This is a genomic window from Burkholderia lata, assembly GCF_000012945.1.
Taxonomy (GTDB): Bacteria; Pseudomonadota; Gammaproteobacteria; order Burkholderiales; family Burkholderiaceae; genus Burkholderia; species Burkholderia lata.
Genome location: NC_007510.1, coordinates 2,243,854 through 2,257,726 on the forward strand (window position 1 = coordinate 2,243,854; position 13,873 = coordinate 2,257,726).

The 13,873-nt window shown below is 65.9% G+C and carries 10 protein-coding genes and 1 pseudogene; 3 read left to right on the forward strand and 8 right to left on the reverse strand.

All coding sequences use genetic code 11. The annotated features are described in order from the left end of the window. Positions 1–90 precede the first annotated feature (90 nt). Complete coding sequence (locus tag BCEP18194_RS16050) at positions 91–570, reverse strand: PaaI family thioesterase (protein WP_011352338.1); 480 nt, start codon at positions 568–570, stop codon at positions 91–93. After that, on the reverse strand, positions 567–881 hold the full coding sequence (locus tag BCEP18194_RS16055; protein WP_011352339.1) for a Dabb family protein: 315 nt from the start codon (positions 879–881) through the stop codon (positions 567–569). The genes BCEP18194_RS16050 and BCEP18194_RS16055 overlap by 4 nt, the downstream gene beginning before the upstream one ends. A gap of 121 nt (positions 882–1,002) precedes the next feature. Here BCEP18194_RS16055 and BCEP18194_RS42450 point away from each other — a divergent pair. Both BCEP18194_RS42450 and BCEP18194_RS16060 read left to right on the forward strand, forming a co-directional pair. Further along, positions 1,003–1,203, forward strand: a pseudogene (locus BCEP18194_RS42450) (Arm DNA-binding domain-containing protein); the annotation flags it as partial. A 186-nt stretch (positions 1,204–1,389) separates the two neighbouring features. Continuing rightward, positions 1,390–2,313 (forward strand): recombination-associated protein RdgC, encoded by a 924-nt coding sequence (locus BCEP18194_RS16060; protein WP_011352340.1) that lies wholly within the window; start codon positions 1,390–1,392, stop codon positions 2,311–2,313. Positions 2,314–2,588: 275 nt separating this feature from the next. Here the strand turns inward: BCEP18194_RS16060 and BCEP18194_RS16065 are convergent, their stop codons facing one another. Next, positions 2,589–3,119 (reverse strand): isochorismatase family protein, encoded by a 531-nt coding sequence (locus BCEP18194_RS16065; RefSeq protein ID WP_041492867.1) that lies wholly within the window; start codon positions 3,117–3,119, stop codon positions 2,589–2,591. An 820-nt stretch (positions 3,120–3,939) separates the two neighbouring features. On the opposite strand from BCEP18194_RS16065, the gene BCEP18194_RS16070 reads away from it, so the two are divergent. Next, on the forward strand, positions 3,940–6,087 hold the full coding sequence (locus BCEP18194_RS16070; RefSeq protein WP_041492868.1) for a hypothetical protein: 2,148 nt from the start codon (positions 3,940–3,942) through the stop codon (positions 6,085–6,087). Between the two features lie 163 nt (positions 6,088–6,250). Here BCEP18194_RS16070 and BCEP18194_RS16075 read toward each other — a convergent pair whose 3' ends face one another. The 5 genes from BCEP18194_RS16075 to BCEP18194_RS16095 form a co-directional block, all read right to left on the reverse strand. After that, the gene (locus BCEP18194_RS16075; protein WP_011352343.1) at positions 6,251–7,651 is read right to left on the reverse strand and encodes a GGDEF domain-containing protein; all 1,401 of its coding nucleotides are present in this window, start codon (positions 7,649–7,651) and stop codon (positions 6,251–6,253) included. Positions 7,652–7,912: 261 nt separating this feature from the next. Beyond that, complete coding sequence (locus tag BCEP18194_RS16080) at positions 7,913–9,091, reverse strand: acetyl-CoA C-acyltransferase (protein WP_011352344.1); 1,179 nt, start codon at positions 9,089–9,091, stop codon at positions 7,913–7,915. Between the two features lie 50 nt (positions 9,092–9,141). Next, the gene (gene pncA / locus BCEP18194_RS16085; protein WP_011352345.1) at positions 9,142–9,774 is read right to left on the reverse strand and encodes a bifunctional nicotinamidase/pyrazinamidase; all 633 of its coding nucleotides are present in this window, start codon (positions 9,772–9,774) and stop codon (positions 9,142–9,144) included. A 40-nt stretch (positions 9,775–9,814) separates the two neighbouring features. Next, positions 9,815–11,899, reverse strand: coding sequence for a 3-hydroxyacyl-CoA dehydrogenase NAD-binding domain-containing protein (locus tag BCEP18194_RS16090; RefSeq protein WP_011352346.1), 2,085 nt, complete (start codon positions 11,897–11,899; stop codon positions 9,815–9,817). A 202-nt stretch (positions 11,900–12,101) separates the two neighbouring features. Continuing rightward, positions 12,102–13,745, reverse strand: a complete 1,644-nt coding sequence (locus BCEP18194_RS16095) for a 3-(methylthio)propionyl-CoA ligase (protein ID WP_011352347.1) — start codon at positions 13,743–13,745, stop codon at positions 12,102–12,104. Positions 13,746–13,873: the final 128 nt, after the last annotated feature.

Genomic DNA, 13,873 nt, shown 5'->3' on the forward strand with positions numbered 1-13,873 from the left:
TGAGCGTTATGCGCCGGGCGTATCGAAAATCCCGCCCCGCAAAACAAAACGGCCCTGCCGGTGAAGAGGCAGGGCCGTGGGTCCGGGCGCTTACGCGTCGCTCGGGCCGGGCTGGGCGTCCGGCGCGGTGCGCGAGCGTTGCCGCTTGATGTCGCGGCCCACCGCGAGCCGCCGCATGTACTTGAACGTGCCGAGCGCCTTCGCGACGAAATTGCCGTCGCTGTCGCGCACTTCGCCTTCGCAGTAGGCCATCGTCGTCGAGCGATGCATCACGCGCCCGTAAGCGCGCAACTCGCCGCGCCCCGGCTGCATGAAGTTCACCTTCATCTCGACCGTCACGACGCCGACGCCGTCATCAGTCAGGCTGCGTGCGGCCATCGCGAGCGCGATGTCCGCGAGCGTCATCGTCACGCCGCCGTGCGCAATGCTCCACGTGTTCATGTGCCGCTCTTCGAGCGGCAGCACGAGCTCGCTCGCGCCGTCCTTCGCGGACACGAGCTGCACGCCGAGCAGGTCGACGAACGGGCTTTCGATCGACGGGCCGTCCGTCGGGGTTGCCGCGTCGCTCATCGCGGGCTGTCGACGATGTAGTCGACGCACTCGCGCGATTCAGCCACCGCGACGACGAATTTCTTCACTTCCTGGTGAACGGGGTGCACCTGGTACGCATCGAGCGCGGCCTTGTCCGCAAAATCGGACACGAGCACGATGTCGGCGGTCGCGTCGAGGCCGGGCGTCGCCACGCCGACGTCGATCTGCAGCGTGCCCGGCACGAGGTCGCGGCAGCCTTCGAGCTTTTCCTTCAGCTTCAGCGCGTTCTGCGCGCGCGTCGCGCCTTCGGCCGATTCTTTCAACTTCCACATGACGATATGACGGATCACTTCGGTTGCTCCTGTTCGTTCTGGTTCGGCGACTTGCCTGTCACCCTTCTTGCCAGTCGGGCATCTTACGCCCTTCCACCGTTCGCTCGCGTTCGTCGGGAATTGCGTCTAGCCGAGAAAGATGCGGGTAACAAAGCGGGTATCGTTTCGATCACGCGAAGACGATACCCGCTTTTTCACCGTGTCACTTGATGCCGTCAAGATCCGACAAGCAAAGGCAGGCGATAAGCGTACCAAACTTGCCGACTTCGATGGACTGGATCTGTTGGTGAGTCCGCCCGGCTCCAGGCTCTGGCGATACAAGTGCAGAATTGCCGGGAAGGAGAATTTCTTTGCTGTCGGCGAATATCAAAGCATCACCCTTCAAGACACGCGTGGCGAATTTAGCGAGCGATGCCCACCTACCCGGTGCTACAACCGCCAACGACTTGAACCGTCGCACCGATCGACCGAATCCGCACCGGAAGCATCACCGTCATATAGAATGGTGCGCTTTGCCCGTACTCCTATGTGGTTCAAGAACCTTCAGCTTCATCGTCTTCCGGCACCTTGGGCCGTTACCCCCGATCAGATGGAAAAATGGCTGGCGCCCCACGCGTTTCAGCCGGGCAGCAGCGTCGAGATGCAGAGCCACGGATGGGCGTCGCCGCGTGACGACGGCGCACTGGTGTATTCGATCAACCGGCAAATGTTGCTGACGTTTCGTGCCGAAAAGAAGCTGCTCCCGGCGTCGGTCGTCAATCAGGTGACCAAGGAGCGAGCGCTCGAAGTCGAGGAGCAGCAGGGCTTCAAGGTAGGGCGAAAGCAGATGCGCGAACTCAAGGAGCAGGTGACCGACGAACTGCTCCCGCGTGCGTTCACCATTCGCCGCGACACCCGCGTGTGGATCGATACGGTGAACGGCTGGCTCGTCATCGATGCGGCTTCACAGGCTGTTGCCGACGATGTTCGCGGCCTGCTCGTCAAATCGATCGATCAGTTGCCGCTCGCCGGTGTTCAGGTGGCACATTCGCCGGTCGCCGCGATGACGGATTGGCTGTTGTCCGGCGAGGCGCCGGGCGGATTCACCGTGGACCAGGACGCCGAGTTGCGCTCGAGCGGCGAAGGCGGCGCCACGGTGCGATACGTCGGCCACGCGCTGGAAGCGAACGACATGCGCCGGCACATCGAGGCCGGCAAACAATGCATGCGCCTTGCGATGACCTGGGACAACCGGATCTCCTTCGTGTTGACGCCGTCGTTGACGATCAAGCGCGTTACGCCGCTCGACGTAATCAAGGAAGCGGCGGATCCGACCGCGCAGAACGACGCTGAACGCTTCGACTCGGATGTCACGCTCATGACCGGTGAATTGGGGCGGATGCTCACCAGTCTCATCGATATCCTGGGTGGCGAGCAGCACAACTCGCTTCATCAGGCGGCAGCAGCCTGAACGCCGTCGGCAGCCGCGAAACCTCCCCGCGACGGCGAGGTTTCGCGCCGGCGCGACAGTACAACGAGGACTGTCGTCGCCCTGTCGGAGGGTCACGACCGGGCGCTCGCGCACGATGCCCGATTCTTCTCCGTGTCGGCCGCCGACGCGAGGATCCCGCCCGCGACCGCCGGCAGCCAGCCTGCCAAACCTGCCGGCGCCAATGTCCGGCATCCCGAGATTCACGCCTCCGGCTCCAGCAACGCTGTTTCCGTCAGCGCATCCGGCACCTCGAGTCACTTGATCAGGCGCAGCACATCGCGAAAACGCGGATGCCGGCTGGAGCCCAGCCATTCGAACGCGATCATCTCGACCGTCGCGATTTGCACCCCCGCCGCCCCGAGCCGAGCGATCCCCGCGTCCCGGTCGATCGTCCTGCGCGACCCCACGGCATCGCTGACCACCGTGACTTTGCGGCCGCTGTGCAACAACCCGAACGCCGTTTGCAACACGCACACGTGCGCCTCGCAACCGGCGACGATGACGCTATTGCGCCCGGCCGGCAATGCATCGACCAGGCCCTCCGCGCACGCGTCGAAATGGTCCTTGACGACGGTGTTCGAACACAGCTCCTTGATCTCCGGTACGTTCCGGCCCAGCTGGACTGGGCTCTGCTCGGTACCCATCACCGGCACATCGAGTATCTGCGCAATACGGGCCAGTCGGACAGCCTGCGTGACAACGGCTACCCCGTCGTGAATCACCGGCATCAGCCGCGTCTGAAAATCAACCAATACGACCACTGAATCGTCGGACACGTGCAGCACGGCGCATTCTCCGAAGTGAAGGCGACGTCAACCACCATCGACCATCGATGAATAGTCGCTCAGTCGCAAAATCGTCAGCCCCGCAAGAGACGAATATCGAATCGCATCAGTGACCGACTGCGTCAATTCGGTAAACGGAGGCGAGCCCCAAGCCTACCAAACTTGCCGACGCCGTAGGTGCGATCGCGTGACGTCCGGTTCTCGGGATCACTCGCCGGTCCGGTCGCAGGAACGCCGTTTGCTCACCGCTCCGGATTGCCTAATCCACCGCATTCCGCGCCTTCCGTTTGCACCACCCGGGATACAGCGACGGGCGAACCGTCACGATTCAATCCCGGTTCGGAATCAATCGCCAATACGGACATCGATTGCCAATCTAATTTCACCAACCTCAATAATCAGCGCACTACCTCCTCATTAATTCGCATATTTTACCGATTCGGTAAGCAATAATTGCAACCTCATTTCAGAACACTATTCGAAATCCATAAAATCATTATTGACTTCGACTTTATCCGAACTTTAGAATCCCCTACGACGGCTTACGTTTTGTTTATCACGCCGCACACGCACCACCGCCGGCACTACCCCGGGACCTCAACCGAGAAGTCTTTCATGCCTGGCCGGGGCAGCGCCTCCTTTTGTTTTCAAATCGAGAATTAACCATCAATCGGTTATTTCCCATTCAATTCACCCCCGAATCACGCCCGGATTAATTCCACCATTCCCAGGAATTCCGCAATACCGGATGAAGCAAGCCGAGCAGCCGCTCACTCGATAATTCTCATAAAAATCGCCAGTCATCAGGAGGGACATCAACATGCATCGCCTTGCGAAGTCGCTGTGTCTCGGATTCATCTGCGCCGGCCTGCTCGCGGCCTGCAACGACGACGACGTCAAATCGAGCAACCCGCCGTCGAACACTGCCGCGCTGTCGTTCCGCATGGACACCGGCGGCCAGATCAACGCGTTCTACCGGCAGGACAAGGTCGCCGCGCACCTGCTGGTGCGCTCGTCGACGAAGCCGCGCCTGCTCGTCGTGTTCCCCGCCGGCAACAGCGGCACCGGGCTGTGGTTCGACGACACTGCACAGCCGGTGAACTGGAGCCTCGATACGTCGCCGTCTGCGCTATCGGCTCCCGACGCGCACGGCCGCCCGCTGTACGGCATCGGCGCCGACGTGTCGGTCGACACCGCCACGCTGACGATCCGCCAGGGCGTGCTCAGCAACGTGCGCTTCCTGCGCGACTTCAACGGCGGCGCGACGATTCCGCAGCAGATCCTCACCGCGCCGACGGTCCAGGGCAGCGCCGCGCAATGGCAACGCGACCGGATCGACGGCGCGCCCGGCTATTCACTGCGCATCACGCTGCGCGACGGCGGCGGCAGCATTACGCCGGCAGCGGACGGCAAGCTCGTCCTGAGCGCACCCGCGGGCTCGCATACGCTGCGGCTGCATATCGATGCGCTGTCGGGCGAGACGCCGTTGTCGCCGATCACGCACGCCGACCTGCTCGCGCCGTCCGTGAACCCCGACCCCGTGAGCCAGAACGTGCTCGAGTTCCTGAGCTTCCACGACAAGCTGCTGGCCGGCTCGTGGCAGTACGACACCTACTTCGGCCGCGACACGCTGATCTCGGTGCGCATGCTGATGCCCGTGCTCGAACCCGCGGCGGTCGAGGCCGGCCTGTCGTCGGTGCTGAGCCGGCTGTCGACCGACGGCAAGGTCGCGCACGAGGAAGGGATCGGCGAATTCGCCCTCGTCGACAACCAGAAGAACGGGCGGCCGAACGATCCGACGCCGACCTACGACTACAAGATGATCGACAGCGACTATCTGCTCGCGCCGATCGCGGCCGCGTGGCTGATCGACGATACGCGCGGCCAGGCCCGCGCGGCCGCGTATCTCGCGCAGCGCGGCAGCGACGGGCAGACCAATGGCAGCCGCCTGGTCGTCAACCTGCTGCACGTCGCGACGACCGCACAGCCGTTCGCGCAGCAGCCGTCGGTCGCGAACCTGATCCACCTGCGGCCCGGCGAGATCGTCGGCAACTGGCGCGACAGCACCGACGGGCTCGGCGGCGGCGTCTACCCGTACGACGTGAACGCGGTGCTCGTGCCGGCTGCGTTGCGCGCAGCGAACGCATTCCTCACGCGCGGCCTGCTCGATCCGTATCTGGATGCCGGACAGCGCGCGACGCTCGCCAACACGGCGAACCAGGCGGCGACGTGGGAAACGCAGGCACCGCCGCTGTTCCAGGTCAGCGTGCCGGCCGCGCAGGCAGCCACCGACGTGTCGGCCTATGCGCCATCCGCTGGTGTGCCGACCGGCGCCGCGCCAGGCACGCCGCTGGCGTTCTACGCGCTGTCGCTCGATCAGCAGGGCAACCCGATTCCGGTGATGAATTCGGACGGCGGCTTCGCGCTGCTGTTCGGCACGCCGCCGGACAACGAACTTCAGCGGATCGTCGCCGACGTCACGCGGCCGTTCCCGACCGGGCTCGTGACCGATGCCGGCATGCTGATCGCGAATCCCGCGTATGCCAGCCAGGCGCTGTGGCCGAAGTTTACGAGTTCCGCATATCACGGCACGGTGATCTGGTCGTGGCAGCAGGCGATGTGGGTAGCCGGGCTCGATCGCCAGCTCGCGCGCCAGGACCTGTCGGCCGCGACACGCACGCTGCTCACGCAGGCGCGGCAGACGATCTGGCAGGTGATCTCGAACGGACGCGACATGCGCACGTCGGAGATGTGGACGTGGTCGTACGTGAACGGCAAGTACCAGACCGATGCATTCGGCACGCGCAGCGCGGACGCCACCGAGGCGAACGCGGCGCAGCTCTGGAGTACGACGTATCTCGCGATCCGCGATCCGCAGCAGCGCGCGGGCAAGTACTGGTGGCAGGCGTCGCAGCGGATGCAGGATGCGCAGCCGAAGCAGAGCGCGGCGGCCCTGGCATCGCGGTAACGCATCACCGGACGCGTGCTGATCGGGCATGCAAAAGCCCCGGGGGCGTTACCGCCTCCGGGGCTTCGTTAGAGATCGAGGCGCGCGACACCGCCGCTGTACGCCCGAGTTGCCGAATGTCCCGCGCCCGGTCACCGGTACCTGCGTGCCGCGCAAACCGCTGTCACCGCGACACGACCCGGTTCCGCCCTTCACGTTTCGCCTGATACAAGCGTTCGTCGACCACGCGCAGCAACGCATCCACCGTGCTGCCGTCGGCCCCGTATTGCGCGACACCCACGCTGACCGTCACCTGTACGCGCTTGAAATCGAGCCCGAATGGCGAGCTCGCGATCGACGAGCGCACGCGCTCGGCCGTCATCCGCGCGCCTTCGAGCGGCATATCCGGCAGCAACGCCATGAACTCCTCGCCGCCGACGCGTGCCAGCCCGCCCGCCGGCCGGATCGCATCGAGGCACTGGCGTACGACGCCGCGCAGCACCTCGTCGCCGATCTGGTGCCCGTACGCATCGTTGATGTTCTTGAAATTGTCGAGATCGAGCGCGAGCAGGCAGAACGGTGTGCCGTCACGCTCGGCCCGCACCATCTCGCGCTCGACCTGCGCGATGAACTGCCGGCGGTTCGACGCACCCGTCATCGGGTCGGTCGCGGCCATGTATTCGAGCTTCTGGTTCGTGCGCCGCAACTCCTGCAGCGCGCTCTCGGTACGCGCCATCGATTCCGACAGCCGGCTCATCAGGTCTTCCTGGCTGTAGATCGCCGAGAATGAGCGCGTCGTCTGCAGCGCCTGCACGACACCGTAGCTGAGCAGGAAGAAGCCGCCGGCGAAAATCGCATGCGCGAGCCACCACATGTGATTCCACGGCTTGCCGAGGATGAACGCGAGCGACGACAGCGCGAACGCCATGATCGACACGCCGTAGATCACCATCAGCGGCGAGCGGATCCGCCGCGCGAGCAGCACGGCGACGTTCAGCAGCGAGAACACGAGCGCACCGCCCTCCATCGACAGCCGTGTGCCCAGCGCGCCCGCGACCGGTGAATACGCGATGTACGCGACGACCACGTTCACGATCACGAAAAACACGATCCACGGCAGCCACGTGCGCACGCTGGTGCGCCTCTCGATCCGATCGGGCGGACGCGAATACGACAGCAGGCCCGTGAGCAGCAGGATCGACATCACGAGCCGCGACGCGGGGCCGTACAGCAGGAACAGCCAGATGTTGTGATGCGCCATTCCGGTGAACGCACCGTGCAGCGCGTAGATCATCGCGAAGCCGAGAAAGCCAAGTGTCAGCCAGCGCAGCAGCGGCTCGCCAGATGAGCGGTAGCACACCCACGTCACGTAGGTGACGAACGCGCCTTCGAGGGTCGCGGCAGCGATTGCGATTTCATGGAACGCGTGGCTCTCGAACACGACGTGCGGGTCGCTGAAGAACCACAGATAGGCGATCAGATAGGCTGGCAGCAACGCGAATCCAATCAGCAGGCATTTCGCGTAGAGCCTCGCGGCCGCGCTGACGACGCGCGGCGGTTCCCCGGCTGCATAGGTCGTACTCATTCGGTCCCCGGTCGGTCTGCTGCGTTGGTTCGAACCTTCGCGGCACGGATCGCGCGACGCATGATCCGGCCCATCGTGCCGAAAGGCAAATGTCAGAGCAAGTATAGGTGGGGCAATTCGTTTGACAAGTAAGGGGAAACGGCATTGCCGGGCGCATGCCTTTTGCTTCCCGATTGTTTCGAATGGTGGTTCAGTCGCACCGATTCGCGTCGCGGCCGCCTGCCTCGCCGAAGCGAAACCGCGGCCGCCATCTGCCAAAGATCAGAGGATTTCGAACAGGCCGGCTGCGCCCTGCCCGCCGCCGATGCACATCGTGACGACCACGTACTTCACGCCGCGTCGCTTGCCTTCGATCAGCGCATGGCCCGTCAGGCGTGCGCCCGATACGCCGTACGGATGGCCGACCGCGATCGCGCCGCCGTTCACGTTCAGTCGATCCTCAGGAATCCCGAGCGTGTCGCGGCAGTACAGCACCTGCACCGCGAACGCTTCGTTCAATTCCCACAGGCCGATATCGTCGACCTTCAGCCCTGCCTGCTTCAGCAGCTTGGGGACCGCGAACACGGGACCGATGCCCATCTCGTCCGGCTCGCACCCGGCCACCGCGAAGCCGCGGAACACGCCGAGCGGCTGCAGCCCTTCGCGCTGCGCGGCGTCGGCGCTCATCACGACGCAGGCCGACGCGCCGTCCGAGAACTGGCTCGCGTTGCCGGCGGTGATCACGCCACCCGGCACGGCCGACCGGATCTTCGACACGCCTTCGAGCGTCGTGTCGGGGCGGATCCCTTCGTCGGCCGAGACCGTCACTTCCTTCGTGAACAGGCGGCCCGTTGCCTTGTCGGCGAGGCCCGCGAGCACGGTGATCGGCGCGATCTCGTCGCGGAAGCGCCCGGCTTCCTGCGCGGCCGCGGCCCGCAGTTGCGACTGCACGCCGTACTCGTCCTGCCGCTCCTTCGAGATGCCGTAGCGCTTCGCGACGTTCTCGGCGGTCTGCAGCATGTTCCAGTAGATCTCGGGCTTGTGCTGGACGAGCCAGCCTTCCTGGATCATGTGGTGGTTCATCTCGTTCTGCACGCACGAGATCGATTCGACACCGCCCGCCACATACACTTCGCCTTCACCGGCGATGATCCGCTGCGCGGCCAGTGCGATGGTCTGCAGCCCGGACGAGCAGAAACGGTTCACGGTCATCCCCGGCACCGTCACGGGCAGCCCCGCGCGCAGTGCGATCTGCCGCGCGATGTTCGCGCCGGTCGCGCCTTCGGGGTTCGCGCAACCCATGATCACGTCCTCGACGCGTGCGGGGTCGAGCTTCGAGCGTTCGAGCGCGGCCGCGACCGCGTGGCCGCCGAGCGTCGCGCCGTGCGTCATGTTGAAAGCACCGCGCCAGGATTTCGCCAGCGGCGTGCGGGCGGTCGATACGATTACGGCTTCGGTCATGCGAGTCTCCTTCGGTCCTGCATCATGTCCTGAATCGGATGGGGAATGCGCTACGCCTGCGGGCGCGCGCCCGCGGACGTCACATGCGCGACGCCCGCTGCCTGCATCTGTTGCCATGCGTGGGCGAGCGACCCGTTCAGGTCGATCGCGCGGCACGCATCGTTGATCACTGCGGCTTCGAAACCGGCCGCGCGCGCATCGAGCGCCGACCACGCGACGCAGTAGTCGGTCGCGAGCCCGCAGCACCACACGCGCTTCGCGCCCAGCTCGCGCAGATAGCCCGCGAGCCCGGTGCGCGTCGTGCGGTCGGCTTCGACGAACGCGGAATAGCTGTCGACCTGCGCGTCGCCGCCCTTGCGGATCACGAGCCGCGCGTGCGGGATGTCGAGGTCGCGATGCAACGCCGCGCCGTCGGTGTCCTGCACGCAGTGCACGGGCCACAGCACCTGCTCGCCGTACGGCAGCGCGAGCGTGGAGAACGGTTCGCGGCCCGGGTGGTTCGCCGCGAACGACACGTGCTCGCGCGGGTGCCAGTCCTGCGTCAGCACGACCTGGTCGAAGCGTTGCGCCAGCGCGTTGATCACCGGCACGACCGCGTCGCCGTCGGGCACCGCGAGCGCGCCGCCCGGCATGAAGTCGTATTGCACGTCGATCACGAGCAGTACGTCGTCGGTGCGTTTCATTGCATTTCTCCGGGTGTGCGTCGCGCCGCGATCCGGCGCGTCAGCCGTTGAACCCGCGGCCCGCCTTCGCGAGCTCCGCGATCGACGGCGCGAGCTGCCATGCGTCGCCGTTCGGTGCCGCCGCGTAGCGGCGAATCGCGCGCTCGACGTTGTAGAGGCCGACCGCGTCCGCGTACAGCATCGGGCCGCCGCGCCACAACGGGAAGCCATAGCCGGTCAGGTAGACCATGTCGATGTCGGACGCCTTCGACGCGATCTTCTCTTCGAGGATCTTCGCGCCTTCGTTGGCCAGCGCGAACACGAGCCGCTCGACGATCTCGTCGTCGCCGATCTTGCGTCGCTCGACGCCGCGTTCCTTCGAATACGCGACGACCATCTCGTCGACGAGCGACGACGGCTTCGCCTTGCGATCGCCCGGCACGTAGTCGTACCAGCCGGCGCCCGTCTTCTGGCCGAAGCGGCCCTGCTCGCACAGGTGGTCGGCAATCTTCGAGTACTGGAGATCGGGCTGCTCGATGTAGCGGCGCTTGCGGATCGCCCAGCCGATGTCGTTGCCGGCGAGGTCACTCATCCGGAACGGGCCCATCGCGAAACCGAATTTCTCGATCGCACGGTCGACCTGCGCGGGCAGCGCGCCTTCCTCGAGCATGAAGAGCGCCTGGCGGATGTACTGCTCGATCATCCGGTTGCCGATGAAGCCGTCGCACACGCCCGACACGACCGCCGTCTTGCGGATCTTCTTCGCGACGGCCATCACGGTGGCGAGCACGTCCTTCGCGGTCTGCGCGCCGCGCACGACCTCGAGCAGCTTCATCACGTTCGCCGGGCTGAAGAAGTGCATGCCGACGACGTCCTGCGGGCGCTTCGTGAACGCCGCGATCTTGTCGACATCGAGCGTCGACGTGTTCGACGCGAGGATCGCACCCGCCTTCGCGACTTCGTCGAGCTTCTTGAACACCTGCTCCTTCACGCCGAGTTCCTCGAACACGGCCTCGACGATCAGGTCGGCGTCCTTCAGGTCGTCGTAGGACAGCGTCGGCGTGATCAGCGCCATGCGCGCATCGAGCTTCTCCTGCGTGAGCTTGCCCTTCTTCACCTGCGCGTCGTAGTTCTTGCGGATCGTCGCGACGCCGCGCTCGAGCGCGTCCTGTTTCGTCTCGAGCAGCGTGACGGGCAGGCCCGCGTTGACGAAGTTCATCGCGATCCCGCCGCCCATCGTGCCCGCGCCGATCACGCCGACGCGGCGAATCTCGCGCAGCGGCGTATCGGCCGGCACGTCGGGAATCTTGCTCGCGGCGCGCTCGCCGAAGAACGCATGCCGCAGCGCGCGGCTTTCCGGCGTCATCATCAACGCGACGAAACCCTCGCGCTCGGCAACGCTGCCCTTGTCGAAGCCGTGCAGCACGCCGGCCTCGATCGCGTCGATGCACTTGTGCGGTGCAGGGAAATTCGGTGCGGCGGCCCGGGCCGAATTGCGCGCGAACTGGATGAAGCCCGCGGCGTTCGCGTGGACGATCTTGCGATCGCGCACGCGCGGATGCGGCCCCTTCTGCGCACCGACCTTGCGGGCGAACGCGACGGCCGCGTCGAGCAGGTCGCCGTCGGCCATTTCGTCGAACAGCCCGCTCTTCGCGAGCTGCTCCGACGGCACCGGCGCGCCCGACACGATCATGTTCAGCGCGGTTTCGAGCCCCACCGCACGCGGCAGGCGCTGCGTGCCGCCCGCGCCCGGCAGCAGGCCGAGCTTCACTTCGGGCAGCGCGACCTGCGCGCCCGGTGCCGCGACGCGGTAGTGCGCGCCGAGCGCGAGCTCGAGGCCGCCGCCCATCACGACGCTGTGCAGCGCCGCGACGACGGGCTTCGCGCTTGCCTCCACCGCGTGAATCACGGTGTGCAGCGTCGGCTCCTGCAACGCCTTCGGCGTATTGAATTCGGTGATGTCGGCGCCGCCCGAGAATGCGCGTCCCGCGCCGGTCAGCACGATGGCCGTGACCGACGGGTCCTGCACGGCGCGATCGAGCGCGTCCATGACGCCCTGACGGGTCGACAGGCCGAGCCCGTTGACGGGCGGATTGTTGAGTGTAAGGACGGCCACGCCGTCGCGAGTCGAGTAATCCACTGCCATCTGCCTGCCTCCATGCATCGCGCGCCGGGGTGGCTGCGCTTCATTGTGCGCGGTCGAACAGCCGCATGTCCGGATGAACGGAGGCAGCATACAACGAAAAAGCACGGTCGTTCAATTTGAATTTTGCTCCCGATGCCGGTCGCCCGATCCGGGGACGGATCGGGCGACCGCTTCACGAGCCGCTTCGGGCCCGGGCCCGGCGTTACGGCTCGCAGACCGCCGTCGGCAACACGTAATCGCGGAACGTCTCGCGCAGCTTCAGCTTCTGCAGCTTGCCGGTCGCGGTGTGCGGCAGCGATTCGACGAATACGACGTCGTCGGGAATCCACCATTTCGCGACCTTGCCTTCGTAGAACGCGAGCAGCGCGTCGCGGCTCAGGCTCGCCCCTTCGCGCGGCACCACGACGAGCAGCGGGCGCTCGGTCCATTTCGGGTGTGCACAGGCGATGCAGGCGGCCTCGGCCACGCCCGGGTGCGCGATCGCGACGTTCTCGATGTCGATCGAGCTGATCCACTCGCCGCCCGACTTGATCACGTCCTTGCTGCGGTCGGTGATCTGCAGGAAGCCGTCGGGGTCGATCGTCGCGACGTCGCCGGTCGGGAACCAGCCGTCCGACAGCGGCGACGCCTCGCCGCGAAAGTAGTGGTCGATCACCCACGGGCCGCGCACCTGCAGTTCGCCGAACGCGACGCCGTCCCACGGCAGCTCGTGGCCGTCGTCGCCGACAATGCGCATGTCGACGCCGCAGATCACGCGCCCCTGCTTCTCGAGCAGCTTGCGCTGCGCGTCGAGCGGCCGCTGCGATTGCGCCCAGTTGAGCTTCGCGAGCGTGCCGAGCGGCGACAGCTCGGTCATCCCCCATGCGTGGATCACGCGCACGCCGTATTCGTCCTCGAAGGTGCGCAGCATCGCGGGCGGGCACGCGGAGCCGCCGATCACCGTGCGGTTCAGCGTCGAGAAGCGCACGCCGGCTTCGCGCATGTAGTTGAGCAGGCCGAGCCACACGGTCGGCACGCCCGCAGAGAACGTCACGCGCTCGGCTTCCATTAACTCGTACAGCGATTTCCCGTCGAGATCCTTGCCGGGCAGCACGAGCTTGCCGCCCGTGAGCGGTACCGCGTACGGCAGCCCCCACGCGTTGACGTGGAACATCGGCACGACGGGCAGCACGGCGTCCATCGCGGACAGGTTCATCGCGTCGGGCAGCGCGGCGCCGTACGCGTGCAGCACGGTCGAGCGGTGCGAATACAGCACGCCCTTCGGGTTGCCGGTCGTGCCCGACGTGTAGCAGAGCCCCGACGCCTGCTGCTCGTCGAGGCGCGGCCAGTCGTAGTGGCCATCCTCCGCTTCGACGAGCGTTTCGTAGCAGAGGAACGGCGTCGTGCCGGACGGCAGGTGCGCCGCGTCCGTCATCGCGACCCAGCCCTTCACATGCGGACATTGCGGCGCGATGGCCTCGACGAGCGGTGCGAAATTGATGTCGAAGAAGACGTAGCGGTCTTCCGCGTGATTGACGATGTACGCGATCTGCTCGGGGAACAGGCGCGGGTTGATCGTGTGGCACACGGCGCCCATCCCGCCGATCCCGTAATACGCTTCCAGATGCCGGTAGCCGTTCCACGCAAGCGTACCGACGCGATCGCCGGATTCGACGCCGAGCCGCGTGAGCGCCTGCGCCAGCTGCTTCGCGCGGCGTTCGCAATCGCGGTACGTGTAGCGATGCAGATCGCCTTCCACGCGCTTCGACACGATCTCCGTATCGCCGGCGTGCCGCGCGGCATGAGAAATCAGCGAGGACACCAGCAACGGCATGCCCATCATCTGGCCCAGCAACGGCTTACCCATCGTCTTGTTCTCCGTGAGGATGCGAATCGGTGCCTCTGCGGCGCGCCCGTCAGCGGCCCCGGACGGGCGTGGCGCACGGTGCGCGCGCCACCATGCGGGCGGCGCGGCGCCGCCTTACAATATCGGCT

What these genes read in the sequence shown, in the direction of transcription:
- BCEP18194_RS16060 (WP_011352340.1), top strand. Translation starts at nt 1,390, where the DNA reads ATGTGGTTCAAGAACCTTCAGCTTCATCGTCTTCCGGCACCTTGGGCC.
- BCEP18194_RS16090 (WP_011352346.1), bottom strand. Translation starts at nt 11,899, where the DNA reads ATGGCAGTGGATTACTCGACTCGCGACGGCGTGGCCGTCCTTACACTC.
- BCEP18194_RS16070 (WP_041492868.1), top strand. Translation starts at nt 3,940, where the DNA reads ATGCATCGCCTTGCGAAGTCGCTGTGTCTCGGATTCATCTGCGCCGGC.
- BCEP18194_RS16050 (WP_011352338.1), bottom strand. Translation starts at nt 570, where the DNA reads ATGAGCGACGCGGCAACCCCGACGGACGGCCCGTCGATCGAAAGCCCG.
- BCEP18194_RS16095 (WP_011352347.1), bottom strand. Translation starts at nt 13,745, where the DNA reads ATGGGTAAGCCGTTGCTGGGCCAGATGATGGGCATGCCGTTGCTGGTG.
- BCEP18194_RS16080 (WP_011352344.1), bottom strand. Translation starts at nt 9,091, where the DNA reads ATGACCGAAGCCGTAATCGTATCGACCGCCCGCACGCCGCTGGCGAAA.
- pncA (WP_011352345.1), bottom strand. Translation starts at nt 9,774, where the DNA reads ATGAAACGCACCGACGACGTACTGCTCGTGATCGACGTGCAATACGAC.
- BCEP18194_RS16075 (WP_011352343.1), bottom strand. Translation starts at nt 7,651, where the DNA reads ATGAGTACGACCTATGCAGCCGGGGAACCGCCGCGCGTCGTCAGCGCG.